Source organism: Bradyrhizobium sp. SZCCHNS3016, from assembly GCF_032484535.1.
In the GTDB taxonomy this organism is placed as follows: Bacteria; Pseudomonadota; Alphaproteobacteria; order Rhizobiales; family Xanthobacteraceae; genus Bradyrhizobium.
On record NZ_JAUETE010000010.1, the window covers coordinates 283,925 to 309,591 of the forward strand.

Sequence of the window (25,667 nt, forward strand, 5' to 3'; positions counted from 1 at the left end):
GCTGCTGGTGTCTGCCCTTCAGGCGGCCGGCGCACGGCTGTGTCCCGAACCTGATATCGCCATGTGGCAGGCGGCCTGATGGCCCATTGTATCCAGCTCCGTCAATCTTGGCGCGACATTCGAGCAGAGCACCTCCGCGAACGGACAGCGGGTATGAAACCGGCAGCCGGCCGGCGGATCGATCGGGTTCGGCGGATCGCCCGAGAGCGGCGGCGTCTCGGTGCGCCGGTCCGGATCGGATGACGGCATCGCCGCCAGCAGCGCCCGCGTATAGGGGTGCGCCGGCCTGGCCCAGACCTGCTCGACCGGGCCGAGCTCGACGACCTCGCCGAGATACATCACCAATACGCGATCGGAGATGTAATTGATGACGTTGAGGTCGTGGCTGATGAACAGATAGGTCAGGCCGAACTCGCGCTTCAGGTCCATCAGTAGGTTCAGCACCTGCGCCTCGACCGACTTGTCGAGCGCCGACACCGCCTCGTCGAGGATCACCAGGCGCGGCGACAGCGCGAGCGCGCGGGCGATGTTGACGCGCTGGCGCTGACCACCGGAGATCTCGTGCGGATAACGGTTGGCGAAGGTTTCGGGCCTCAGGCCGACCTTGCCGAGCAGTTCGCGGGCGAGCGCGCGTGCCGCGATGTCGGTCATGCCGTGCACCTTCGGCCCGAACGCGATCGACTCCTCGATCGTCAGCCGCGGATTGAGCGAGGCATAGGAATCCTGGAACACCATCTGCATGCCGCGACGCAGCTCGCGCAGTGACATCTCATGCCCGACCTGGCGGCCGTCGAAGATGATCTGGCCGGCATCCCGCTCCATCAGGTGCATCAAAAGCCGCGCCGTCGTCGACTTGCCGCAGCCGGATTCGCCGACGATGCCGACGGTCTCGCCCTTGCCAATGACAAACGAGACATCGTCGACCGCGCGCACCGTCTTGCGTGCGCCGAACAGGCCGCCGCGCACCGGGAAATGCTTGGTGAGACCATCGACCCGCAGCAGCGGCTGCGCCTTGCCGCCGAGGTCCTCGATCGGCTCCAGGCCGGTGACTGCCGTTGCTTCACTCATGATCATCAGCTCCGGATGTCCATGGCGCTGCGCAGGCCGTCGCTGAGCAGGTTGAAGCAGATGGAGACAGCAAAAATCATCGCGCCCGGCAGCGCCGCCACCCACGGATTGACGTAGATCGCGGTGCGGAGCGTGTTCAGCATCAGGCCCCATTCCGGCTCCGGCGGCTTGGTGCCAAGACCAAGGAACGAGAGGCCCGCAGCGAGGATCATCGATACCGAGATCAGGCCGGTGGCGTAGACGAAGATCGGCCCGAGCACGTTGCCGAGCATGTGCGCGCGCATGATCGTGAACGATGAGGCACCGGAGGCCCGCGCCGCCTCGACGAAATCGCGGTTGCGCACACCCGTGGTGACGCTCTCGGCGACGCGGGTGATCTGCGGCACGAACACGATGGTCAAGGAGACGATGGAGTTGGTGATGCCGGCGCCGAGCGCGCCGGAGATCGCGATCGCCAGCAGCACCGAGGGGAAGGCGTAGAACACGTCGATCGTGCGCATGATCGCGGTGTTGACCCAGCCGCCGACATAGCCGGCGACGAGGCCCAGCAGGGTGCCGATGCCGAAGGCGAGGATCACCGGCGAGATGCCGATCAGCAGCGACAGCCGGCCGCCATAGATCAGCCGCGCCAGCATGTCGCGTCCGAGCTCGTCAGTGCCGAGCGGATAGCTCGGCGTGCCGATGTGGCGCAGTCGGCGGATCATCGAGCCCTGATAGGGGTCGGCCAAATGCAGATAGGGCGCGAGCAGCGCCGACAGAAAGATCAGCAGCAGGATCGCGACGCAGGCCATGCTGACCTTGTCCCTGACGATGCGGCGGCCAACGGTCGCCCAATAGCCGCGTGCGTTCGCGACCGGTGCGGCCTGCAGCGAGGCGTCGTTGATGGCGCTGGGGGTACTGACGCTCACCGCACTAGCCTCGCTTGATGCGCGGATCGATCGCGGCCTGCGCGATGTCGACCACGAGGTTGAGGATGACGAAGAACATCGCGAGCACCAGGATCGTGCCCTGCAAGAGCGGCAGATCGCGCTGGAAGATCGCCGAGTTCAACAACAGCCCAGAGCCGGGCCAGGAGAACACGGTCTCGATCAGGATCGAGCCGCCGAGCATGTAGCCGAGCTGCAGCCCCATGATCGCCAGCGCCGTCGGTGCGGCATTCTTCAGCACATGGCGGAACACATGGGTCTCGCGCAGCCCCTTGGCGCGCAGCGCCTCGACGAAATCCTGGCTCAGGATGTCGCCCGTCAGCGCGCGCACGGTGCGGGTGATGATGCCCATTGGAATCACCGACGTGGTGATCGCCGGCAATATGAGGAAGCGGATATGCGCCCAGTCCCATGACCACGCGCCCGAGCCGGACGGACCCGCGCCCACCGCGGGCAGCCAGTTCAGCTCGACCGAGAAGATGATCACCAGGACCATGCCGAGCCAGTAATGCGGCACCGAGACGCCGGCGATCGCGATCGAGGTCGCGACCTTGTCGATCCAGCTATCGCGGAAATAACCGGCGACGAGGCCGAAGAACAGGCCGAGCGAGAAGCCGATGATGGCGGCCGCGATCGCGAGCGTCACGGTGTTGGACACCGCGCGCAGCACTTCCGCGAGCACGGGACGACCGGTCGCGATCGAGCTGCCGAGATCACCATTGACCGCGCGCCACAGCCACAGCCCGAACTGCACCGGCAGCGGCTTGTCGAAGCCATAGGCGACGCGGAGCTGCTGCGCCAGCTCCTGCGACGCGTCGGCCGGCAGCACCGCGACCAGGGGATCACCGGGCGTGATGTGAACGAGCATGAAGCAGACGAGCGCGACGCCGATGATGATCGGGATCGCATAGACCATCCGCCGGGCAGCGTAAGAGAGCACGAGTCACCTTGTTCTGACCTTCTCCTTGGTGAAAGAAGGTGCCAATGGAACTCCCCTCCCCCTTTCGGGGAGGGGTCGGGGGTGGGGGTCCACACGAAGACTGCCGCCGGAATACCCCCTCCCCGACCCTCCCCCACAAGGGGGGAGGGAGCGCAGCGGAGCAAGCGGCGAGATCAGCCTGCCAACGCGATCACGGCTCCACCGAGATTGGTGAGAAGTCGATGAACCAGCTCTTCGGCTGCACCACCCCCTTGACCTTCGGGCTCATCGCGCGCGGACCGACGTCGTGGGCGACGTAGAGGAACGCCGCGTCGTCGACCGAGGCCGCATGCAGCTCGGCCAGCGCCTTGTCGCGCTCGGCGGGGTCGAAGGTCTGGCGCGCCTTCTTCACCAGCTCGTCGAACTTCGGATTGTTGATGAAGCCCCAGTTGTTGGAGACCGGCGGCGCCATCGACGACTGCAGGAAGCGCACCAGCGCGAAGAAGGGGTCCATCGCTGCGTAGGTCACGTTGGTGGCGTTGGCGCCGTTGGCGGACGGATCCTTGGCGCCGCGGCGCCAGTTGGTGAACAGCGTGTTCCACTCGATGACGTCGAGTTTGACGTCGAAGTAGCACTCGGCCAGCGCCTGCTGCAGGTATTCGTTCATCGGCAGCGGCTGCATCTGGCCCGAGCCCGACGCCGAGGTCTGCGTCTTGACCTCGAGCTTTTTGTTCGGTCCGTAGCCGGCCTCCTGCATCAGCTTCTGCGCGGCCGCCTTGTCGTACTTGATCTCGAAGGTGACGTTGCCGCGCCAGGGATGGCCCTTCTCGAAGGTGCCGGTCGCGGGCACCATCAGGCCAGCGAGCAGTCCGTCGCGCAGGCCCTCGCGATCGACGCAGAGATTGGCGGCCTTGCGAACGCGGATGTCGTTCCACGGCGAGCCTTCGACACGTGAGAACTGCCAGGGCCAGACATGCGGCTGCTCATTGGCGTAGAGCTTGAAGCCGCGCTGCTTGATCTCGGGCAGCGCATCCGGCGCCGGCGCCTCGACCCAGTCGACCTGACCCGACAGCAGCGCCGCGGTGCGCGCATTGGCTTCCGGCATCGGCAGCAGGATCATCTTGTCGGACTTCGGCACGCGCGCCTTGTCCCAATAGGCCTCGTTCTTCGACAACTCCAGCCGCTCGCGCGGCGTGAACTTGGTCAACTTCCACGGGCCGGTGCCCGACGCGTCCTTGGCAAAGGCGGCCCAGGCGGCTTGCGACTTCGCCTTGTCGTCGGCGCCGGTCGCGGCCTCATAGAGCTTCTGCCACTTGGTCGGGCTCGCCATGAACAGGTTGGTGAGGTTGATCGGCAGGAAGCTGTCCGGCTCCTTGGTCGTCAGCTCCACCGTGAGATCGTCGATCTTGCGCGCCGACGACAGCGTCGGCATGCGCGAGGCGGTGACGCCGACCTGGCTCGGATCGAATTGCGGCGCGTCCTGCTTCAGCACCTTCTCGACGTTCCACACCACGGTGTCCGCATTGAACGGCGCGCCGTCATGGAAGGTGACGCCGGGACGCAGCTTGAACGTCCATTTGGTCTTGTCGGCCTCGTCGACCTTCCACTCGGTGGCGAGGCCGGGAATGACGACGCTCGGCTTGTCCGCCGACGACAGGTCCCACATCGTCAGCGCGTCATACATCGTGAGGCCGGTGAAGCGATTGCCCTCGAAGCCCTGGTCGGGCTGGCCGAGCGTGCGCGGGATGTCGGCGGCGGTCATGCCGATGCGCAGCACGGATTCCGCGCCAGCCGTCGCCGGCAGCATGACGAGCGATGCCGTCGTCATCATTGCAGCCGCAACAGCCGCACGTTCCTTCATTGAGGTCGCAATACGCGAAAGCACGATCAACATCTCCGATCAAGCTGGCTAAATTCTGTGCATCGTTATGCAACGGCTATGCCAGCGGTGCCTTCGCGCACGGCCCTGCGACGCGAGGTCACAACCGTTTGTACTCAAATGATCACGCCCGGGGCTTGGCACCCGGATTGCAGGTTTCGCGGATCGAATTGATCCGATTGCCACGGAGCTTCACCCGCATGCGTATCCTCAACTCACTGCTTGCCACCGCGCTTGCGCTCGGCCTCTCTGCCGGCGCGGCGCGTGCCGAAACCGTTCTGCGCTACGGCATCTCGATGGCCGACATCCCGCTGACGACCGGCCAGCCCGATCGCGGCGCCGGCGCCTATCAGTTTACCGGCTATACGATCTATGATCCGCTGGTCGCGTGGGACATGAGCGTCGCCGACAGACCGGGCAAGCTGATCCCGGGTCTCGCCAGCGAGTGGAAGGTCGACGACGCCGACAAGACCAGGTGGCGCTTCACCCTGCGTAAGGGCGTCAAGTTCCACGACGGCAGCGACTTCAATGCCGATGCGGTGATCTGGAATCTGGACAAGGTGCTCAACGATAAGGCACCGCAGTTCGACAAGCGGCAGAGCGCGCAGGTGAAGACGCGCCTTCCCTCAGTCGCGAGCTACGCCAAGATCGACGACTCCACGATCGAGATCACGACCAAGACCGTCGATTCCTTCTTCCCGTATCAGATGCTGTGGTTCCTGATTTCGAGCCCGGCGCAATATGAGAAGCTCGGCAAGGACTGGGACAAGTTCGCGAGCCAGCCCTCCGGCACCGGCCCGTTCAAGCTGACCAAGCTGGTGCCGCGCGAGCTCGCCGAGCTCACGAAGAATTCCGAATATTGGAACAAGGACCGGCTGCCGAAGACGGACAAGCTGGTGCTCGTGCCGATGCCGGAAGCACTGACCCGCACCAACGCGCTGCTCGCCGGCCAGGTCGATCTGATCGAGACGCCGGCGCCGGACGCCGTGCCGCAACTCAAGGCGGCCGGCATGAAGCTCGTCGACAACGTCACGCCGCATGTCTGGAACTACCACCTCAGCGTGCTGCCGGGATCGCCCTGGACCGACATCCGGCTGCGCAGGGCGCTCAACCTCGCCATCAACCGCGACGAGGTCGTCGGGCTGATGAACGGCCTGGCCAAGCCGGCCAAGGGCCAGGTCGACCCGTCGAGCCCGTGGTTCGGCAAGCCGAGCTTCGAGCTGAAATATGATGTCGCCGCCGCCAAGAAGCTGGTCGAGGAGGCCGGCTACTCCAAGGACAAGCCGCTGAAGACGACCTTCATCATCGCGCAGGGCGGCACCGGCCAGATGCTGTCGCTGCCGATGAACGAATATCTGCAGCAGAGCTTCAAGGAGATCGGCATCGACATCGACTTCAAGGTGGTCGAGCTGGAGACGCTGTACACGCATTGGCGCAAGGGCGCGGCGGACGAGATGAACGCTGGCATCACCGCCAACAACATCGCCTATGTCACCTCCGACCCGCTCTACGCCATCGTCCGTTTCTTCGCCTCCGACCAGATCGCGCCCACCGGCGTCAACTGGGGCGGCTACAAGAATCCCAAGGTCGATGCGCTGATTGCTGAAGCCAAGCAGACGTTCGATCCGGCCAAGCAGGACGAGTTGATCGCGCAGGCGCATGCGGCTGTGGTCGACGATGCGGTGCTGGTCTGGGTCGTGCACGACACCAATCCGCACGCGCTATCGCCGAAGGTCAAGAAGTTCGTGCAGGCGCAACACTGGTTCCAGGACCTGACGACGATCGGGGCGGAATAACGGACCGGGCCGGCTGCTGTCGTGCTCGCAAAGAAGGAAGCCCGGCGTTTTGCCGGGCTTTCTCTTCAGCACGATAGCCAATATTTCATTTCCCGAAGGCGCCCGAGTCAAATTTGTAGGAGGCCTGGAGAAAGCCGCCGTACCGCTCGTAGCTGAAGGTCGTGGGCGACCCCGGGACTCCAGGAAATTGGGTGGTCCCACTGGTCGTCCGGGCGTACCAATAGCGGCCACCGACGCCGACGCTGAAATTTCTCGTCACGTCGTATGACACAATGCCCTCGAGCTGGTAGCCCCAGCCATTTCCAGATTGCGGAAGCGGATTGATGTCGGGCCGCAGCCAGTGATTGTCGAATCCGCTCAGCCGGACATAGGGCAGAACGGCGCCATCGAGGGTGACGTTCCAGTTCTGGCCGAGCTTGAAGACGCCGTTCAACCCGACACGGAGCGAATCCCAATTCTCGGTCTTGCTGAGCACCAGCACGCCCCCCGCAACAGGATCGAGACCACAGATAAACGGATTGGTCGCGACCTGGATACATCCGTATGCGTTGACGGTTTCGTAGAAATGGTTGTAGCCGATGAAGCCGCCGACCTTGAACGCCGGCCCCCTCCAGAAATTGTAGCCGGCGTCGATCGTGCCGTACCAAAGCCTGCCGCTGTTCACGCTGCTGTCCGTATTCGAGTACGGAATGACGGCTGGCGGGAAGTCTTCGTCGTTGAGCCTGCCGCTGAAGATGTTGCCACCGCCCGCAAAGCCCTTGGCGAAGAAACCCAGACTGTGATCGGCCCTGGCGAACCCCTCGCCGGCATGGCTGTTGAGATTCTTGTAGGTCAGCAGAGAATTGGTTTGGCCAGCGACGAAAGGATCGCCCAACGTGTAGCGGGTACGGCCCGAACTGTAGAAATAGCGGGCGCCGACCTCGAACTCCCACAGCGAGACCAGCGGAGGCGGCGCCTTGACCGGGAGATCCGCGGCCGACACCGCGCCGGCCCCGAGCACACAAGCCACAGCAGCGATGAGGCTGCCCGCAACTGGTAGAGTGAAACGCTTGATCGCACCCCGCGCCGGCCTGCCCTGCGTCAAACCAGCCGCACTCCTGTCATCAGAAGACTGCATCGATGCCCCCCATCTGCAGCTCTTTCTATCTTGAGTAGAGACATGCTACAAGTTCGCGCAGATTCGTGCAATCGACGTCACATGACACAAATTGCTTCTTATCCCGCTGTTGCAACCTCGCAACAAACGCGATGCGCTCGACGCCTGCTCGATTGCGCTATCCTTGTACCCGTCCCGCAGACTGGAGCGCGCTATCGTTCGGTCAAGCTCGTCATCCTGTCGCTCGCACTCATCGGCAAGCTCGCGGCGGTGGACGCCCAGGCATCATCCAATGGGCCTGGAAACCCCTTCGTCACATCGTCATCGAAGCACGATGCGGGCAAGCTGCCGCGTGCCAAGCGAAGCCTCCCGCCACGGCATTCCCCCCGCCCCGTCCCCGGCACGGAAGAGCGCAGCAAGCGTTGCCCGCCCTATTCGGCTTATGTGGTCTGCAAGTGATGAGCATACTCATCGCGCCGACACCGGACCTGGCCAACGAGGCCGCCGCGACATGATGCGAACTCGGGAACGGAGCACCTGCTACTTCGTCAGCAGCGCGTACGCCCCGTTCCAATCCTCGGGCGGCGGATTGACCTGGTAGTTGCGGATGCGTGCGTCATAGAGATCATAAAGCTTGGCCAAGTCTTGTCCCTGGTCGCTCTTGCGGCCGCGCTCGATCGCGGCCAGCGCCCCTTCCCAATCGCGGCTGCGATAGCTCGCCAGCATCTCGATGGTGAGGTTGCGGAGCAACTGGAAGCGCTCGGAATACATCACGTCATCGCGGCCCGTGATGGCGTAGATGACTTCCGGCTCGCTCTTGCCCTTGACCATGATGAAATCGAGCTCGAGGATCGCGAGCTTGTCCTTCACCGCCATCGCAGTCGCCGAGCCGACGATGATCGGAAAGCCGTACTCCTTGGTCTGGCCCTCCAGGCGCGAGGCGAGGTTTACGCTGTCGCCAAGCGCCGAATAGTTGAACTTCAGGTCGGAGCCCATGTTGCCGACCACGCCGATGCCGGTGTTGAGGCCGATGCCGACCTTGAGCGGAATGTAGACGTGGCCGCCATGCTCGGCCTCCTGCTCGCGTTCGCCATTCACCTGATCGATCCGCTCGAGCATGTCGAGCGCCGCTTCGCAGGCATTTATCTGATGATCCTTGTCGGCGAGCGGCGCGTTCCAGAACGCCATGATGGCGTCGCCCATGTATTTGTCGACATAGCCCTTGCGAGCGATGATCGCGTTGGTCAGCGGCGTGAGGAAGCGGTTCATCAGCTGTGTCAAGCCCTGCGGATCGTGCTTGTAGCTCTCCGAGATCGTGGTGAAGCCGCGCACGTCCGAGAACATCACCGTGATCTCGCGCTCCTCGCCGCCCAGCGTCGGCGGCGATTGGGCAAGCTGCTCGACCAGCACCGGCGACAGATATTGCCCGAACACCGAGCGCATCTGCCGACGCTGGTTCTGCTCGCGGACGAAGTTCGCGAAGATCAGCGTCAGATAGATCGCCGTCGTCGACAGCATCGGATAGGTGAAGTCGATCAGAAGCCGGTGCTGGGTGTAGAAGTACCAGGAAATCCCGAGCAGTGCGGCCGCGAACAGCGCCCCGACCACCACTAGAGCGACGGCACCGAGTTGCGGCGCAAAGACGATCACGAGCAGGCCGAGAAGGAGCGCACCGAAGAACTCGGCCGGGAGTCCCCAATAGGGCGGCGTCAGAATCGCGCCGGTCAGAGCACTCTCGAGCACCTGAGCATGCACCTCGACGCCCGGCATGGCCGGAGAAATCGGCGTGGTCTTGATGTCGTTCAGGCCGGTGGCCGATGGCCCGATCAGCACCAGTTTGCCGGCGATCTTCTCCGGCGGCACCCGACCCTCCAGAACGTCAATGGCCGACACGTAGATCGATGGGTCACTCTCGGCATAATGCAGCCAGAGCTGCCCATTCGCGTCGGTCGGAATCTGTACAGCACCCAGACCAAGACCGATGATGCCACTCTTGTCAGTCCTGATCCGAATCGTATCCGTGCGGGTCGCGACCCGCAGCATCTCGAAGCTCAGGGAAGGCATGATATCCCCCTGAGCCAGCATGATCATCGGCACCCGGCGAATGATGCCATCGCGCTCCGGTTTGATGGTGAACAGGCCGCGACCAGCGGCCGCATGCTCGATCACGGGGACGTTGCGCAGCAGCCCGGGAAAATTCCACATGAATGGCGTTGCATCCTGGCTGTGGCCCAGCGTCGCGATGCCTGTCACAGGCAAAGTCTTGTCGAGGCCTGCACGAGGCTCAGGACCACCGGATTCGCCGAGCACTACGCGCGACCGCTTCAGCGCGTCGGCGAGCACCTGATCATTGGATGGCAATATCCTCAGCTTCTCGCGCGTCGGCTCGTCGAGATTTGAAAACGTCTCGGCCGCGAGCCCGGGATTGAGCCGGTCCGGCTCGGCAAACACGACGTCGAAGGCAATTACCACGGCGCCGAGTCGGGTCAGAGTGTCGATGATCTCGGCGATCCGCGTGCGCGGCCAGGGCCACTGACCGAGCTTGGGATTCGCGAGACTCTTCTCGTCGATATCGACGATGGTCACCGGCCGCAGCGTCTTGATCCGCGGACTCAGCACCTGGAAATTATCGAAGGTCCGGACGCGCAGCTCCTGCACAAGAGCAGGGTCTGCCACACGCAACGCCGCGAAGCCGATCAGCAGCAGCAGGCAGATCACGCGCGCATAGCCGAACTTGCGTGCGAACCACCGAGGAACTGCTCTCAATCGTTTCATGCAGCATCCGATATCACGCCGAAGCCGGCGATCCGAGTCGTCCGGTTATCCCGGACTGCGTTCCGCTCGGCGACGCCGCCGTCCGCATCGCGCGGCGGACACGCGGGCTCAGACGAGGTGAAAACCGTCGTGATGCGCCTTGAACTGCTCAAGCGTCACCCCCTTGAGGGTGAGCGTATCGTGGGCTGCATCGGTGATGATCGTGTCGTGGCCGCCATTGGCGGACTGCGCCGAGGCCACGAGCGCAGCGACGCTGGCGAACAGCGAGTGATCGATCTCGACGATGTCCTTGTTGACGTCGAAATCGCCGATCGTGGCGCTGCCGAAATGCGGGTTGAAGACGAAGGTGTCGTTGCCGTCCTTGCCGAAGATCGTCACGCCACCGCCGACATTGACGAAATTGTCGCTCTGGTCCGTGCCGTTGACCGTCGATGCACCATTGCCCGCCAACGTGACGGTCAGTGCCTTGGTCGCCGTGCCGCCGTGGCCGTCGCTGACCTTCGCCTGATAGGTGATGGTCAGCGTGTCGCCGGAATTGAGGAAATCCAGGTTCACGTCGGCCGGATGATATGTCCAGTGCAGGACATCGGAGCCGCCATCGGATCTCGTGCTGCCGAAGGTGATCGCGTGGGCATCGGCCAGCGCCTGGACGTGGGCATTCGAAGGCAGGCTCAGAGAGCCATTGTATTTGATCACGCCATTTTCGACTACCGAAGCGGTCAGCGTGTCGCCGACATCCCTGTCGAGCACCGTCAAGGTGCCGGACATGCCGCTCGCCAATTTCACCGGCTGATCCGGGATGTAGCCCGCCGAGACGTTGTCGAGCTCGAACGCATTCTGGCTGCTGGCAAGCACCACCTTGTTGAACGGCGACAGGCCGAGGAACTCGACATAGCCGTTCGAGGCCAGCGACGCCTGCCCGCCATTGGCGAGCAGCGGCGCGACGTCGCTGCCCGAGTAGGAGGCGACCAGCTTGTTGCCGTTGTAGAAGGAGATGCTGTTGTAGCTGTCGACCGAGCCCCAATACAGCCCGAAGCTGTTCTTGACGCTGTCGAAGGTGATGGTCTCCTGGGCGTGGCTGCCGATGCTGAGATAGTTGGTCTTGTCCACACCGTCGACCATGTAGGGCGCCGCCGACACCGGCGAGGAGCCGTGCACGATCCCCGCATTGCCGCTGGCCGTGAACGTCGCGTGCAGCGCCTGGCTGTAGAAGCTACCATGGCCGCGCCCGTTATCGGAGATGTTGCCGGCCGACACGCGATCGAACGTTTCGGTCGGCAGGCCCTCGGCATTGGTGCTGGCGGTGCTCGCGAGCACCCTCGCCTGCTCGGCCAGGATGACGGTCTGGACCGTCGGGTTCGTTTCACCTGTGATGACGGGCGCATCCTCTGCGCCGTTGACCGTGATGGTGACGGGCACATCGACCACGACGCCGTGACCGTCGTCGATCGCGACCGTGTAGGTCAGCGTGACATGCTCGTCGACGCCGAGATAGTCGAACACCTTGTCATTGGCAGCGAAGGTCCAGGCCTGCGATCCCGCACCACTGCCGGATTCTGTGAGCGAGCCGAGCGACAGCCAGCTCTTGAGCACGGAGAGATCCGACGGCAGCCCGTGGTCGTTGCCGGAGGTCGCGACGCCGGTCACCTTCAAGACATGCGCATCGGTGATGTCCGCATCCTCGAAAGCGATCGTGCCGCTTACAGTGTCGAGCAGATCCGAGCCGGACATCGTCGCGCGCTCGGCGATTTCGGCCGACTGCACCTCGCTCGTCACGACCGGCAGGTCGTTGGTCCCGGTGATGTTGACGACGATCGTCGAGGTCGCGCTCTTGCCCTGATGGTCGTCGAGCGTCACCGTGGTAGTGACCGTGACGGTCTGGCCGGCGCCGAGGAAATCGAGCGAGCCGTCGGTGATGGCATAAGTCCAGTCGACCTTGCCATTGTTGGCGTTGCCGCCCTGGCTCAAGTGCAGCGCCTGTTCCAGCGCTGCGATCTGGTCCGGCGTCAGCTGACCCGACAAATCTTTCTGCTGATCAGCCGCAGTCCAAGTCACGCTCTGCGCCCCGATCGACGCGGTTGGCCGATCGGTCAGGTCGACATCGGTGAACTTGACGCTGCCGGCGACGCTGTGCTGATCGGACGACCCTGTTTGCGCGGCCGCTTCGGTGATTGTACCGGGCCGGCCGGAATCCGCGATCACAGGCGCCGTGTCTTCGGCCGTCAGCGTGATCAGCGTTCCGTCATGCCCATCATTGCTGCCCGCGAAATGCAAGTCGCTGAAGTCGCCTTCGAGCGTCAGGGCAATGCTGTGCCCTTGGCCGTCGATGACGGTAAGCACGCCCGTCTCGGCATCGTAAGACGCCGTTGTCGCCTCGCTCCACTTGATCGTCTGCAGATCGATCTTGTCGTCGACGCCGAGGCCGGCGATCTTGGCGGAGAAGCCGGCATCATCGATGACGAGTTCGCTGCTCCCCTCGCTGCCGAAGTCGATCGTCTGGTCCACGTGACCATCGACCGTCAGCGTTGCGCCGGCATCGACCTTGATTATCCCGGAGCCTTCGACGTCGCCGGCGATCTCGAACTTACCCGCCGTGATCTCGATCGTGCCATAGTTGAAGATCGTTCCGCCGATGCCGCTCAGCCCGCTCGCGGAGATCGTGCCGTAGATGTAGAGCGTGCCGTCATGACTCACCTTGGTATCGGCAAGGTCGAGGATCGCACCGAGGTCGACGGTGCAGACGCCGAAATTCCAGACGTCCATTCCGGACAGGGTCACATCGTTGCCGGCGATCTCCAGCGTGCCGACGCTCCGAATTTCCAACGTGCCGCCGGTGAGCGTCGTGCTCCCGTCGAGCACCAGGGTCGATTCCACCGGCATCTCACCATCCTCATCGATGATGATCTGACCGTCCGTGTTATCGATAGTAACGTTGTCGAAGGTGGTCGCAGCCGCGGTCTCGACATGCACGATGCCGTGGTTGACGAGATCGCCGCCGGTGATCGTGCTGTCCTCGATCAGCAGCAGCGCGCCGTCGTCTACCTGGACAGTGCCGCCGTTGTCGACGCTGACGCCGATCAGTGTTGCGCTCTCCTCTGCAGCGACCTGAAGCATCGAGCCGTCGCCGATGGCGACATCGACGTCGGTCAATGACGCGCTGCCCTTGACCGTCAGGATGGCCGTGATCTCCGCGAACGCGCCGGTCTCGCCGATCAGCAGCGTACCGCCCGCGACGGCGCTGCCCTCGATCGTGCTGTCGCCGTCGACGGAGATCGTCCCTTCGTTGCTGATAGCGCCGCCTGCGATACTCGTGCCGCTCAGCGAGAGTGCACCGCTCAGCGCAATGGTGATCGCGGCGGCGTTCGCATTCGTGATCGTCTCGTCTTCGAACGCATTGCCGCTGCCGGACACGGCGATCGTCTCGAAATTGTCGAGCGTGCCGCCGCTCAGCGTGGCGTGGCCGGTCAGGGCTATCGTTCCGCCGGACTCGTTGGTCAGCGTGCCGCCAGTGATATCCGCATGCGACAGCGTCAGGGTCGCGGAGCCCTCGACCGTGATATTGCCACCCGCATTATCGATGCTGGTGCCGCCGTTTAGCGTAAGCTCACCATCGGCCTCGACATCGATCAGGCCGGCATTCGTGACGGCTTCGTCCGAGAGGGTGTTGCCGCTGCCGGAGACCTCGATCGAGCCGAAATTTTTCAGCTCGCCATCACTGATCGCGGCTCCGCCCTTCAGAACGAGCAGGCCGTTGGCAGGTTGTGGTGTCTCCCCGCCGCTCTCCAACGTTCCGAAGTTCTGAACGATCGGCGCGCCCTGGATGACGATGGTGCCACCATCGATACTGCCACCATCCAGAGTCAGCGTCGCGCCGAGGTCGACCTCGATGAGACCGGAGCTGTCCTCATCGGCGTTCGCAACGTCACCATGCACGGTCAGCGTGCCGCCGAACAGCTCGATCGTTCCGGTATTGACGATGCCGGCGTTCGCCCCGAAGACGCCGCCGCCAGCCAGCAGCACGGTGCCGGCATTGTGCAACTCGCTTTGCTCGAGGATCTGCGCCGAGCCGCCGACGGTGATCGTCGCACCCGAGAAGTTGTAGATGAGCGAGTCGGCCTTGGCCGTCAGTGCGCCGCTGATCGTCAGCGTGCCGTTATTGTCGAGCTCCGGAACGGCGCCTCCGCCGAAATCATTCAGCGTGACCGATTTGGCGTAGGCGTAGGCGTTGTCATCGATCGTCACCGGAAAGGCCGGCGTCAGGCCGTGCAGCTGATCGGTGATGATGATGACGTCATCATCGGCGGTCGGAGCCAGGCCGGTTGCCCAGTTCGCGCCGTCGCTCCACAGATGAACCTGGCCGCCGCTGCTTTCGCCGGGCTGGGTCGTGGCGATCCAGACCACGGCCGGATCGTCGGTGCCGGTGATCGTCACCGTGATCGTCTGGGTCGACGTCGCGCCATGCGAGTCCGTCACGGTCACCGTGTAGGTGAGCGTCACCTTCTGACCCGCGGGAATGAAATCGGCGACATAGACCGGTAGGTTGGCGAAGCTCCAGTTGATCTTGCCGGTGCCGCTGCCGGTGCTGTCGGAGGCCAGGGACGCCGTCAGCGCCTGCTCGAACAGCGCCAGTGGCGCCGGCGGAATGCTGCCGCCTTCAAGAACCGCGCCGGTCAGCTTGGCCGACACGCTATGGGTGTCGGTGAGGTCGACATCCTTGAACGTCAGCGTGCCGGAGGTCGGGTCCTCGGAGGTGAGCGGCCCGCCGGGCACGCTGGTGCCGCCCTCGAACGCGATGGTCGGGACGTTCGCCGTGATCTCGGGCTTGTCGTTGGTGCCGGTCACCGTGATCGTGATCGGCACCTCGGTAAACTCGTTCGACGGCGCGAAATTGTTGTCGACGCGCACGACGTAGGTCAGCGTCAGCGTCTCGCCCGCGGCCAGAAAGTCGAAGTAGTTGTCGGGAACACTGTAGCTCAGCATTGCCGAGCCGAAATTCTTGTTGGTCGGATCCGGCACCACCGTGATCTTCACGGCCGTCGCCATGACATCCTGCAACTGCAGGGCGTTCAGCGATGCCGTAACGTCAGCCTGCTGCGCGCTCTTGAACGCATAGGACTTGAAGCTCACCGAGACCGTCGGCCGGTCGATGTTATTGACGTCGAGGAAATTGACGCGGGTGAGGACGGTGTCCAGGTCGGCGCCGTTGCCCGTCTGACCGGCCCGCTCGGCCAGACCGAAGGTCGTGGTCAGCCGGCCGCCGGCGTCGAGAATCCTGACCTCCGGCGCACCCGGAATGTGCGACGGCTGCTCGGACGTCGAGCTCGTCGTGGGTGTCGAGCCCGTATTGTCGGTCACCTGATAGGTCGGCGTCGCGCTGGTGCCATTGGGCAAGGTCAACGGCGTCAGCGTCTGCGGCACCCCGATGTCGGTGAAATGGGTTGTCGACTTCGGATTGGTGTTGTCGGTGAACTTCAGCGTGAAGACGTCGTTGATGAGCTTCTGGATGTCCGGCGTGAGCGGGACAGCGCTCTGATTCACGATTCCGTTGCTGATCTGGATCTGCTGTCCAGCCTGATTCACCACAGCGATCGGCTGCAGCGTCGTCTTGTCGAACAGCACGTAGGAGCCGGTGCGGCCATCGGGCTCGACCAGCACCTGGAACTTGGCATCGGGCAGACCGCCCTGCCCCGGCACCGTGAAGTCGATCTCGACCAGCACGGCGGTGCCGCGAATGCCCATGGTCGCCACGGGCGTGTCGACCTTCATGTCGCCGTGCTTGGCGGTCTCGCCGGCCACGAACGAGATCGTGCCGGCAACGAGGCTGATCAGCGAGGAATTGTTCGACCCGTTGGGGTCGTACACCATTTCATTCAGCACCATCCGCGCATTGGACGACAGGCCGAACACGGTGCCGTCGATGAAGGTGATGCCGAGCGTCGAATCCGAGCCGGACTGGACTACGTCGCCCTTCTCGACGTTGTCGCCGTTGTGAAGGAGGATCGAAACGCCGTTGCGGATGACGGTCGCGGTGCCCTGCAGCTTGGTCACATGGCCGATGACCTTGCTCACGTTCGCAGCCGCCCCGGCTTGGCTGACCTGCACCGCGCCGGAGAGCGCATTGACGAGGTCGCCGGTCAGATGCGCGCCATCGGGCGACGCCAGCGGCGCCCGTTTCTCGCCCTTAAAATAGTCCGGCAGCACCATCTCGCGCCCATCGGACGACAGGATCAGGTCGAGGCCAGACCGCTTGAAATCTGCATTGAACAGAAAATGCGCGTCCGGAACGACGATGGCGTCCGTCGGCGCATGGGCATGCGGTGCCTCCAGCCGCACGTGGCCATGCGAGGAGGCGGCGCGGCCTTCGGAGAAAAGCGCGGCGTCAGAATTGCCAGCGTAATTCACGGGGCCACCGACTATGGTTAATGAATACATAAGAATGGGTGTTCAAGGCGTGCATATCACTGGCAAGTGTCTGGCGGAACCACCTTCAGCTTGTGCTTCAGGTGGCCAAAAACGGCGACTTCCGCGGGATCGCTACGATGTTGTCGAGTTTTCGCCCTCTTTAAAGCTGGCGCCGGCCGAGACCTGCCAAGTCAAAATTCGCATCGCTTCAGAAGACCAGAGTAATTCCAAGTATTCATAGACCATCCAATACCTTTGCCGACATCAACATCCGCACCGGCTTACCCCTGACAACGGATTTCAAGTGGAGGACTGCCGGTGGGAGAACAAGAATCGACGAATTGCATCAATTTGGCAGGAGCTGCAGCTGAGTTCGAAGCACAACTTCACCGCGAACCCTCCTGACATTCGCGACCCTCGCTCAGCTTTCGCTAGGATTTGTCGCATCGGAGCAACACAACGTTCAGCGTAAATCCTGCGATTTGGTCGCCGGATTGCCGGTTTTAAGCAGAGGCCAAGCCTCCGCACCCATGCTGACCCCCAACAAGCATCCGGTTCCGCCAGGCGCTGCGTCGCGCCGGCCGAGATCCGGGCACGGGGCGTCACATGAATTTTCTCGCGCTGATGCGCGCCTCGCTGGCGGCCGCGGCCGCCAGCGCCGCCATATGGATCGGCAGCCCAGCGAGCGCCGGTCCTGTCGCGCAGCCATTGGGGTTCGCAACCGCCATCGAGGATACGGCCGAGCCATTCGGCCTGCCGCGGGTCGGCCTGGAGGCGGGCCCGTTGCGCGACAAGTGGTTGGCGCTCGCGCGCAAGCTCGAAGACGAGCGCGTGCAGCTTGCACTGTGCGATGGCGACCGCGAGCGCTGCGTCTCCCCTGCCGCCCTCAGCCTGCTGGCGATCATCGATCAGGGCCGTCTCCGCGCGGGACGGGCAAGGTTCGGCGAGATCAATCGCGGGGTCAATCTGGCCATCCGGCCGGCCAGTGATCTCGCTCAATATGGCCAGGTGGACGTGTGGGCCTCCCCTCTCGCTACCTTCGAACGCCGTGCCGGCGACTGCGAGGACTACGCGATCGCCAAGTTCGTCGCACTTCGGATGGCTGGCATTGCCTCCGACGATCTGCGGATCGTGATCCTGCACGATGTCGTCCGGGGCGAGGATCATGCCGTCGCGGCGGCGCGCCTCGACGGGCATTGGCTCATGCTCGACAATCAGCGCATGGCGATGATCCAGGACAGCGATGCGCGGCAGGTGCGGCCGTTGTTCGTGATCGACGAGACAGGAATCTCCCGGTATCAGGCCTTGCCCCTGATGGCGGAGGTCCGGGCGCTGTCGCCTGAGGGGACGGCTTCCGTGAACCATTGACGATCGCGCATCGTTGCCGCGCGCCCACAACTTGACACGTGGCCGGGAGTTCGCGGGACGAGCACGGCAGGAATGCGGACAGTGCGCCGACGGAACCAGCCGGCACCGATGGACACGATGCGGCGGCTCGTTCACCGCGCCGCAACGAGTTGCATCCACATTGCAGACGCGAACCGATCGAGGCGATAGTGCCGTCATGACCCCAGGCAGCCCCGCCCTCGCCGTGCGAGGATTGACGAAGTGTTTCGAACGGCCAGCGGTCGATGCGCTCGACCTCGTGGTGCGCTCGGGTGAATTCTATGCACTGGTCGGCCCGAACGGCGCCGGCAAGACGACGACGCTGCGCATGGTCGCGAGCCTGCTGCGCCCGGATGCCGGGCGGATCGAGATCTTCGGCATCGATGCGCTGCGCGACCCGATCGCGGCCAAGCAGGTGATGGCCTGGGTCTCCGACGAGCCCATGATCTACGACAAGCTCACGCCGCTCGAATATCTCGAGTTCGTCGCCGGACTGTGGGGCATCGATCCCTCGACCTCGAGTAACGCGGCAACCGAACTTCTGGCCTCGCTCGGGCTGGAGCCGCATCTGCACGAGCGCTGCGAAGGCTTTTCCAAGGGCATGCGCCAGAAGGTGGCGCTCGCCGGCGCGCTGATCCACGACCCGCGGCTGATCATCCTGGACGAGCCGCTGACGGGCCTGGACGCGGTGTCGGCGCGGCACGTCAAGGGCCTGCTCGCCGAGCGCGTCCGCCGCGGCGGCACGGTGATCATGACCACGCACATTCTCGAAGTCGCCGAGCGCATGGCCGACCGGATCGGGGTCATCGCCGCCGGGCGCGTCGTCGCCGAGGGCACTCTGGCCGAGCTGCGCCAGCAGAACGGTCGCACCGACACCAGCCTGGAGGAGCTGTTCATCGCGCTAGTCGACGTCGAGTCCGCGGCATGACGCGGGCGGCGACGCTCGCCTGGTTCGCCCGTCACGAGCTCAGGCTCGCCTGGCGGGAATGGCTCGGCATGATCACGGCCGGCAGGCGCCGCCGCACGCGGGCCGCCGTCATCGGTCTCGTGCTGTTCGGCGCCCTCATGCATCTGCCCGCCTGGGTCGTGGTCGGTCGCTACGCCGATCTCGAGCTGCCGCTCGACAAGACCGCGCTGATCGTCATCACCGCGACCATCATGCTGTCCTGGGCGCTGATGCTGTCGCAGGCGATCGAATCCGTCACCCGCGTGTTCTACGCGCGCGCCGACCTCGATCTCATCATGTCGTCGCCGGTGCGGTTGGCCGAGATCTTCTCCGTTCGGATCGCGGCGATCGCGCTCTCCGTGACCAGCATGGCGCTGCTGCTCGCGACGCCCTTCGTCGACGTGCTGCTGATCGAGGGCGGCGCACGCTGGCTCGCGGCGTTCGTCGTGGTCGCGGCCGTCGGCCTGTCGGCGGCGGCGATCGCCATTGCGATCACGATCGTCCTGTTCCGCCTGATTGGCCCGGCGCGAACGCGGCTGGTCGCCCAGATCCTGGCTGCCGTGATCGGCGCCGGCTTCGTCATCGTGCTGCAGATCGCGGCAATCGTGTCCTACGGCACGCTGTCGCGCTTCGCCGTGCTCACCTCGGATGCCGCAGCCGCCATCGCGCCCGATCCCGACAGCATCCTTTGGCTGCCGGCCCGCGCGGCGCTCGGCGACGGCCAGGCGCTGCTGATCCTGCTGGCTGCGGGCCTGCTGTTGCTCGGCGTCGTCATGGCGGTGTTCTCGCCGCGCTTCGCCGACACCGCGATCAGCGCCGCGGCCCAGGGCATCTCCAGCCGCGCCGGCGCACGCGTCAGGTCGTTTCGGGGCGGCTCGCAGCAGCAGGCGCTGCGGCGCAAGGAGTTCATGCTGCTGCGGCGCGATCCCTGGCTGATCTCGCAGACGCTGATGCAACTGCTCTATCTGCTGCCTCCGGCGCTGCTGCTGTGGCGCAGCTACTCCGACAGCTCGCAGGCGGTGTTCCTGATCACGCCGGTCGTCGTGATGGCGGCAGGCCAGCTCGCAGGCGGCCTCGCCTGGCTCACCATCTCCGGCGAGGACGCGCCCGAACTGGTGGCGACGGCGCCGCTGCCGGCGACGCGCATCGTGCGCGCCAAGGTCGAGGTCGTGCTTATCACGATCGCGGTGATCTTCGCGCCTCTCGTGCTCGCGCTCGGCTGGGTCGCGCCGGCGCAGGCGGTGGTCACGGCCGTTGCCGTTCTGGTTGCGACTGTCTCCTCCACGGCCATCCAGCTCTGGTTCCGGATCCAGGCGCGGCGCAGCCAGTTCCGCCGCCGCCAGACCTCGTCGCGGCTGGCGACCTTTGCCGAGGCGTTCTCCTCGATCGGCTGGGCGGCGACCGCGGCACTGGCGCTCGCGCTGCCCGAGGCTGCCATCGTCTGCGGCCTGATGACCGCGGGCCTCTTGCTCGCAGCCTGGAAGCTGAGGCCGGCACGAACCTGAAGCGTTCAGCGCAGCACCTCCATCACAGCGGCGGCGAACGCCGCCGGCTCTTCCTGCGGCAAATTGTGGCCGGCCCGCGGGATCACGCGATGGCCGATCCGGTTGCTGAACTTCGCAGCATGCGCCTGGCCGTCCGTTGCCGGGATCACGCCGTCGGCGTCGCCGTCGAGCGTGATCGTGGGCACGGTGATGACGGGCAGGGTCGCCAGTCGCCGCTCCAGCCCCTGATAGCGCGGATCCCCATCGGCCAGCCCGTAGCGATGGCGATAGCTGTGGATCACGACGTCGACGTGATCGGGATTGTCGAACGCCTCCGCCGCGCGCGCGAAGGTCGCGTCGTCGAAGCGCCAGTGCGGCGACCATTGCTGCCACAGCAGCCTGGCGATCTCGGCGCGGTTGGCGGCAAGCCCGGCGCGGCCGCGCTCGGTCTGGAAGTACCATTGATACCAGAACGCGAACTCGCGCGGCACCGGCGCCGGCTCCAATGCCCGCGCAATGTCCTGGATCAGATAGCCGTTCACGGAGACCAGGCCCGTGCAGCGCTCGGGCCACAGCGCCGCGCCGACGCAAGCCGCGCGGCCCCCCCAATCATAGCCGGCGAACACCGCGCGCGGGATCGCCAGCGCATCCATCAGCGCGATCAGGTCGGCGCCAATCGCAGCCTGCTGCCCCGAGCGCGGCGTCGATGCGTCGCGGAACCGCGTCGGGCCATAGCCGCGCACATAGGGGACGATGACGCGGCAGCCATAAGCTGCAAGGCGCGGCGCGACCTCGACGTAGGAGTGGATGTCGTAGGGATAGCCGTGCAGCAGGATGACGACGGGGCCGTCGGCCGGCCCGCTCTCGAAATAGGCGATGCGGACCACGCCTGCATCGATCTCCCGCAGCGGCCGCAACACCCGATCCGTCATGCCATGCTCCCGCATCGTTGCGCCGCCCTGTCCAGCCGGACGTCGCGCCGAGGATAGTTCTGATCCGGATTCCTCGCTACACTCACACGCGCTGTTGAAGAGGAACCGCCATGCTGCGCCCGCTGGTCTCGCTGCTTGCCGTCCTGGTCTCGTTCGCATCGCCCGCTGTGGCGCAATCGGGGCCGCGCACCAGCGAGTGCCTGGCGATGGCCGGCGCCCCGCCGCGCGCCACGCCTGTCAGCCTGCGCCGGGCGGCGGCGGCCGGCAACGAGGTGACGATCACCTATGCCGGCCACTCGACCTACTTCATCGACACGCCGATGGGCATCCGCATCGCCACCGACTACAGCGGCGCCTATCAGGTCGGACGGCTGCCCGACGTGATCACCATGAACCGGGCGCACTCGACGCATTACACGCTGGCGCCCGATCCGCGCATCCCGCACGCGCTGCGCGGCTGGGGCGACGACGGCAAGCCGGCCCAGATCTTCGAGCGGATCGGCGACGTGCTGATCCGCAACATCACCACCGACATCCGCCGCTACTTCAGCGATTCCATCGGCGCCGACATGATCAAGGACGGCAACTCGATCTTCATCTTCGAGGTTGCCGGCCTGTGCATCGGCCATCTCGGCCATTTGCACGTCAAGCTGGACGAGACGCATTTCGCCGCCATCGGCCGGCTCGACGTGGTGATGGTGCCGATCGACGGCACCTACACGATGTCGCTCGACGGCATCTCGGAGATCACCAAGCGGCTGCGCGCCTCCGTGGTGCTGCCGATGCACCGCTTCGCGACGCCGCTCGACGAGTTCATGCGCAAGATCGGCCAGCAGTTCGAGATCGACCGCCGCGCCGAGCGCAGCTTGAAGATGTCGCGCGAGCTGCTGCCACAGGTCCCGACCGTGATCATCCTCGACGGGGTCTAAGCGCCCGCGAGGCTGGTGCCGCGGCGGCCTTCCGGCGTCAGGAACATGCGCTTGAGCTTGTTGATCACGCGCACCGCGAGGCCGAGCAGGTAGGGCTGCGTCTTCAGGCAGAAGGCGAGCTTCTTGACGTGGCCCTGGACATGCCATTTGGCATGGGCGCCGTCGCGGAAGAAGATCACGTCGCCCGGCCCATAGCGCTTCGCCGGCATGCCCTCGCTCTCCAGCACGATCGCGCCTTCGAGGATCAGGATCGTCTCGTCGAAATCGTAGTACCAGTTGAACTTGCCCTCGGTGCAATGCCAGACGATGGTCGAGCCCAGCCCGTCGCTGCTGCGCGCGATGGTGCAGGAGGTCGCGGTCGGACTGCCCTCGATGATCCAGGACGGCTCGATCGGAGCGGGCGCCAGGTCGACGGCGAGATTGGCGGTTTCGATCAAGGACGGGGACATCTTGGACCTCAAATGCATCGGATTGAAATGACCGGCTGAACGGCGGCGTGAGCCCGCGACCGTAGCCGATTGCACCTAATGGCTGCTTTCCGAAGTCGTTAAGATTTGAACCGATCGCCGCGACCAGCCGTCGCATCACAAACACGCAAGCGCTATAAACTCCACGCGAACGCCGCAATTTGTTCGCGGCCTCGCCAAACCTGCTGATCTACTGTTTGACCGCACTGCAAGATGCGGACAGGCTTCCCTCTGGTCGCCCTGCCCATCCTGAGTTGTGCCGTCGCCTTTAAAGATTTGCCGCCTTCGCAGAGATAAGGATTTCCCAGGATGCGCCGACTGAGCCTCGCACTCGCCCTCACGCTGTCCGCCGCCACCCTTGCAACCAGCAGCCTCGTCTTGGCGGGCGAAACGCCCGCCCCCGACAACGCCAAGGCCTACTTCATCAACCTGAAGGACGGCGACACCGTCTCCTCGCCGGTCCTGATCCGCTTCGGCCTGTCCGGCATGGGCGTTGCCCCGTCCGGCACCGAGGCCCCCAACACCGGCCACCACCACCTGCTGATCGACGCGCCCGCGCTCGAGGGCGACACGCTCAACGAGGCGATCCCGGTCGATGCCGGCCACGTGCATTTCGGCAAGGGCCAGACCGAAGCCTCGGTCAATCTCACGCCGGGCAAGCACACCTTGCAGCTCGTGCTCGGCGACTGGAGCCACATCCCGCACAACAAGCCGGTCATGTCGGAGCGGATCACGATCGACGTGCAGGCCACCACCGGCAGCGCCAAGCAGTAGGCACGTTCGACCGACGACGACACCGCCGCGAGCATCGCTCGCGGCTCGTTTCGGGCCGGTGCACGCGTGACGCCGGCCCGTCATGCGTCAGGCCCACTCGCCCTTGCGGAACACCGGCACGCGACGGCCATCTTCATGGAGGCCGTCGATGTCGGTGTCGGCCGCGCCGATCATCCAGTCGATGTGGATCAGGCTCCGGTTGCCGCCCTGGGCGGCGATCTGCTCCGGCGACAGCGAGGTGCCGTTGATGAAGCACTTCGAGTAGCACTGGCCGAGCGCGATGTGCGAGGCGGCGTTCTCGTCGAACAGCGTGTTGTAGAACAACAGGCCGCTCTTGGAGATCGGCGAGGAGTGCGGCACCAGCGCGACCTCGCCGAGCCGGCGCGCGCCCTCGTCGGTGTCGAGCACCTTGTTCAGGACCTCCTCGCCCTTCGAGGCCCTGGCCTCGACGATGCGGCCCTCCTCGAACCTGACCTGGATGTTGTCGATCAGCGTGCCCTGATAGGACAGCGGCTTGGAGCTGACGACGTGACCCGACACACGGCGGCAATGCGGCGTCGTAAACACTTCCTCGGTCGGAATGTTGGCATTGCAGGTGATGCCGTTCTTGGCGGTCGAGGCGCCGCCCTCCCATTCGTGGTCGTCGGCGAGACCGATCGTCAGGTCCATGCCGGGTCCGGTGTAATGCAGCGCGCTGAAGCGCTGGCCGTTGAGCCACCCGGTGCGCTCGCGCAGCACCGCGTTGTGGCGCTCCCAGGCGGACACGGCATCCTCGCGGTCGACACGCGACGCGGCGAAGATCGCGTCCGCGAGCTTCGCCACCGCCACCTCCTCCGGCACGTCCGGGAAAACCAGCTTGGCCCAGGACGGGCTCGGATAGGCAATGATGTTCCAGTTGGTCTCGAAATTGGTGATCTTCTCCAGCGCCGGCTGGTAGGCCTTGGAGTTCGCCTTGCTGGCACGTGCCACCTTGGCCGGATCCTGTCCCGACAGCAGCATCGGATTGTCGCCGACGATGGCGAGCCGCGCGGTGTTCTCCGAGAATGCCTTGGCCATGCCCTGGTAGAGCCAGTCGGCGGCGCGATCGAAGCTGTTGTCATGACCGAAACGGTAGCGCGCCAAGGTCAGCTCCTCGTCGGAGAAGAAGGAGGTCACGATTCCCGCACCGGCCTTGTAGGCGTGCTCGGCGACCTTGCGCACCAGCGGCAGCGCCACCGACGGCGCGGTCAGCAGCAGATCCTGACCCGGCTGCAATTGCAGGCCAACCTTCACCGCCACCTCGGCCAGGCGGTCGAGCTTGACGGGATCGATGGCGGCATCGAAGTTGCGCGGATGTGCGGTCATCAGGGTATCCAGTTCCGTTTCTTTGCGGTGTTGAAGAGATAGGCCAATCGAGAAGGGGGTCAATGGGAAAGGGGCTTCCGTGCCGCGTTGTCATCGCTCGCCGTATCCTCCGCTGTCGTCCCGGCGAACGCCGGGATCCATACTCCGCGGCGTCTGCGATGATACGCGGCTGTGGCTCCGGCTCGGTCCAGCGCAGGCTTCGGTGTTTATGGGTCCCCGCTTTCGCGGGGACGACACGGGAGTGTTCGGTGGGCCCGTCACCTTATCACTGCGTCATCACTGCGCGGGATGGCCACGAAGTTTGCCGGCGTGGCAGCTCATCCTCGCACCCGCTTTCGCGTCCGAGTATTGCTCTTGCAGTCACCCTCTCCAAAGCGAGGGTGCAGGGAAGGCCGGACCTCGACTGAGGCCCGTGGCCCGCCTGCTCAAAAAATGCAGGCGGCAGGTACCACAGGTCCAGCCGGACGATCCGGCGGGCTCAAGCGGTGGTCGCAACACCAAGTGTTTTCATTCGTGACAGCAGCTCGTCAAGCGCCTCTGCTGG

General features: G+C 64.8%; 17 protein-coding genes. 7 read left to right on the plus strand and 10 right to left on the minus strand.

Features of this window, described 5'->3' with window-relative positions; all coding sequences use genetic code 11:
* Positions 1-18 precede the first annotated feature (18 nt).
* From QW881_RS20605 to QW881_RS20620, 4 genes are all read right to left on the minus strand, one after another.
* Positions 19-1,068: an oligopeptide/dipeptide ABC transporter ATP-binding protein gene (locus QW881_RS20605; RefSeq protein WP_315753623.1), complete on the minus strand. Its 1,050-nt coding sequence runs from the start codon at positions 1,066-1,068 to the stop codon at positions 19-21.
* A 5-nt stretch (positions 1,069-1,073) separates the two neighbouring features.
* Complete coding sequence (locus QW881_RS20610; RefSeq protein WP_315753625.1) at positions 1,074-1,976, minus strand: ABC transporter permease; 903 nt, start codon at positions 1,974-1,976, stop codon at positions 1,074-1,076.
* 4 nt (positions 1,977-1,980) lie between these two features.
* A complete protein-coding gene (locus tag QW881_RS20615; RefSeq protein WP_315753627.1) occupies positions 1,981-2,934 on the minus strand; it encodes an ABC transporter permease in 954 nt (317 codons plus the stop codon).
* A gap of 190 nt (positions 2,935-3,124) precedes the next feature.
* The gene (locus tag QW881_RS20620) at positions 3,125-4,744 is read right to left on the minus strand and encodes an ABC transporter substrate-binding protein (protein WP_315753964.1); all 1,620 of its coding nucleotides are present in this window, start codon (positions 4,742-4,744) and stop codon (positions 3,125-3,127) included.
* A 248-nt stretch (positions 4,745-4,992) separates the two neighbouring features.
* Here QW881_RS20620 and QW881_RS20625 point away from each other — a divergent pair, with 248 nt between their 5' ends.
* Entirely contained in the window at positions 4,993-6,588 is a 1,596-nt protein-coding gene (locus tag QW881_RS20625) for an ABC transporter substrate-binding protein (protein WP_315753629.1), read from the plus strand.
* 85 nt (positions 6,589-6,673) lie between these two features.
* Here the strand turns inward: QW881_RS20625 and QW881_RS20630 are convergent, their stop codons facing one another.
* Positions 6,674-7,705, minus strand: a complete 1,032-nt coding sequence (locus tag QW881_RS20630) for a hypothetical protein (RefSeq protein WP_315753631.1) — start codon at positions 7,703-7,705, stop codon at positions 6,674-6,676.
* A gap of 81 nt (positions 7,706-7,786) precedes the next feature.
* Between QW881_RS20630 and QW881_RS20635 the strand changes: the two genes are divergently transcribed.
* Positions 7,787-8,143: a hypothetical protein gene (locus QW881_RS20635; protein WP_315753632.1), complete on the plus strand. Its 357-nt coding sequence runs from the start codon at positions 7,787-7,789 to the stop codon at positions 8,141-8,143.
* Positions 8,144-8,224: 81 nt separating this feature from the next.
* On the opposite strand, the gene QW881_RS20640 is transcribed toward QW881_RS20635, so the two are convergent.
* Both QW881_RS20640 and QW881_RS20645 read right to left on the minus strand, forming a co-directional pair.
* The gene (locus QW881_RS20640) at positions 8,225-10,459 is read right to left on the minus strand and encodes an adenylate/guanylate cyclase domain-containing protein (RefSeq protein WP_315753633.1); all 2,235 of its coding nucleotides are present in this window, start codon (positions 10,457-10,459) and stop codon (positions 8,225-8,227) included.
* Positions 10,460-10,567: 108 nt separating this feature from the next.
* Positions 10,568-16,861 carry a VCBS domain-containing protein gene (locus QW881_RS20645; RefSeq protein ID WP_315753635.1) on the minus strand — a complete coding sequence of 2,098 codons (6,294 nt, stop codon included), beginning with the start codon at positions 16,859-16,861 and terminating at the stop codon, positions 10,568-10,570.
* 606 nt (positions 16,862-17,467) lie between these two features.
* On the opposite strand from QW881_RS20645, the gene QW881_RS20650 reads away from it, so the two are divergent.
* The 3 genes from QW881_RS20650 to QW881_RS20660 all read left to right on the plus strand — a co-directional run bounded on the left by QW881_RS20650 (position 17,468) and on the right by QW881_RS20660 (position 20,698).
* On the plus strand, positions 17,468-18,229 hold the full coding sequence (locus tag QW881_RS20650; RefSeq protein WP_409998941.1) for a transglutaminase-like cysteine peptidase: 762 nt from the start codon (positions 17,468-17,470) through the stop codon (positions 18,227-18,229).
* A gap of 196 nt (positions 18,230-18,425) precedes the next feature.
* The gene (locus QW881_RS20655; protein ID WP_316159137.1) at positions 18,426-19,175 is read left to right on the plus strand and encodes an ABC transporter ATP-binding protein; all 750 of its coding nucleotides are present in this window, start codon (positions 18,426-18,428) and stop codon (positions 19,173-19,175) included.
* Positions 19,172-20,698: a permease gene (locus QW881_RS20660; RefSeq protein ID WP_315753641.1), complete on the plus strand. Its 1,527-nt coding sequence runs from the start codon at positions 19,172-19,174 to the stop codon at positions 20,696-20,698. Before QW881_RS20655 ends, QW881_RS20660 begins: the two co-directional genes overlap by 4 nt.
* A 5-nt stretch (positions 20,699-20,703) precedes the next feature.
* On the opposite strand, the gene QW881_RS20665 is transcribed toward QW881_RS20660, so the two are convergent.
* Positions 20,704-21,609: an alpha/beta hydrolase gene (locus QW881_RS20665; protein WP_315753643.1), complete on the minus strand. Its 906-nt coding sequence runs from the start codon at positions 21,607-21,609 to the stop codon at positions 20,704-20,706.
* A gap of 110 nt (positions 21,610-21,719) precedes the next feature.
* On the opposite strand from QW881_RS20665, the gene QW881_RS20670 reads away from it, so the two are divergent.
* Entirely contained in the window at positions 21,720-22,538 is an 819-nt protein-coding gene (locus tag QW881_RS20670; protein ID WP_316159138.1) for an MBL fold metallo-hydrolase, read from the plus strand.
* On the opposite strand, the gene QW881_RS20675 is transcribed toward QW881_RS20670, so the two are convergent.
* Positions 22,535-22,987 carry a cupin domain-containing protein gene (locus QW881_RS20675; protein WP_316159139.1) on the minus strand — a complete coding sequence of 151 codons (453 nt, stop codon included), beginning with the start codon at positions 22,985-22,987 and terminating at the stop codon, positions 22,535-22,537. The two genes, QW881_RS20670 and QW881_RS20675, sit on opposite strands and share 4 nt — an antisense overlap.
* A gap of 327 nt (positions 22,988-23,314) precedes the next feature.
* Between QW881_RS20675 and QW881_RS20680 the strand changes: the two genes are divergently transcribed.
* Entirely contained in the window at positions 23,315-23,779 is a 465-nt protein-coding gene (locus QW881_RS20680; RefSeq protein WP_316159140.1) for a DUF4399 domain-containing protein, read from the plus strand.
* An 87-nt stretch (positions 23,780-23,866) separates the two neighbouring features.
* Here QW881_RS20680 and QW881_RS20685 read toward each other — a convergent pair whose 3' ends face one another.
* Positions 23,867-25,123: an aminopeptidase gene (locus QW881_RS20685; RefSeq protein WP_315734857.1), complete on the minus strand. Its 1,257-nt coding sequence runs from the start codon at positions 25,121-25,123 to the stop codon at positions 23,867-23,869.
* Between the last annotated feature and the right edge of the window lie 544 nt (positions 25,124-25,667).

What these genes read in the sequence shown, in the direction of transcription:
- QW881_RS20680 (WP_316159140.1), top strand. Translation starts at nt 23,315, where the DNA reads ATGCGCCGACTGAGCCTCGCACTCGCCCTCACGCTGTCCGCCGCCACC.
- QW881_RS20675 (WP_316159139.1), bottom strand. Translation starts at nt 22,987, where the DNA reads ATGTCCCCGTCCTTGATCGAAACCGCCAATCTCGCCGTCGACCTGGCG.
- QW881_RS20685 (WP_315734857.1), bottom strand. Translation starts at nt 25,123, where the DNA reads ATGACCGCACATCCGCGCAACTTCGATGCCGCCATCGATCCCGTCAAG.
- QW881_RS20665 (WP_315753643.1), bottom strand. Translation starts at nt 21,609, where the DNA reads ATGACGGATCGGGTGTTGCGGCCGCTGCGGGAGATCGATGCAGGCGTG.
- QW881_RS20625 (WP_315753629.1), top strand. Translation starts at nt 4,993, where the DNA reads ATGCGTATCCTCAACTCACTGCTTGCCACCGCGCTTGCGCTCGGCCTC.
- QW881_RS20635 (WP_315753632.1), top strand. Translation starts at nt 7,787, where the DNA reads ATGACACAAATTGCTTCTTATCCCGCTGTTGCAACCTCGCAACAAACG.
- QW881_RS20660 (WP_315753641.1), top strand. Translation starts at nt 19,172, where the DNA reads ATGACGCGGGCGGCGACGCTCGCCTGGTTCGCCCGTCACGAGCTCAGG.
- QW881_RS20640 (WP_315753633.1), bottom strand. Translation starts at nt 10,459, where the DNA reads ATGAAACGATTGAGAGCAGTTCCTCGGTGGTTCGCACGCAAGTTCGGC.
- QW881_RS20670 (WP_316159138.1), top strand. Translation starts at nt 21,720, where the DNA reads ATGCTGCGCCCGCTGGTCTCGCTGCTTGCCGTCCTGGTCTCGTTCGCA.
- QW881_RS20655 (WP_316159137.1), top strand. Translation starts at nt 18,426, where the DNA reads ATGACCCCAGGCAGCCCCGCCCTCGCCGTGCGAGGATTGACGAAGTGT.
- QW881_RS20650 (WP_409998941.1), top strand. Translation starts at nt 17,468, where the DNA reads ATGAATTTTCTCGCGCTGATGCGCGCCTCGCTGGCGGCCGCGGCCGCC.
- QW881_RS20605 (WP_315753623.1), bottom strand. Translation starts at nt 1,068, where the DNA reads ATGAGTGAAGCAACGGCAGTCACCGGCCTGGAGCCGATCGAGGACCTC.
- QW881_RS20630 (WP_315753631.1), bottom strand. Translation starts at nt 7,705, where the DNA reads ATGCAGTCTTCTGATGACAGGAGTGCGGCTGGTTTGACGCAGGGCAGG.
- QW881_RS20620 (WP_315753964.1), bottom strand. Translation starts at nt 4,744, where the DNA reads ATGATGACGACGGCATCGCTCGTCATGCTGCCGGCGACGGCTGGCGCG.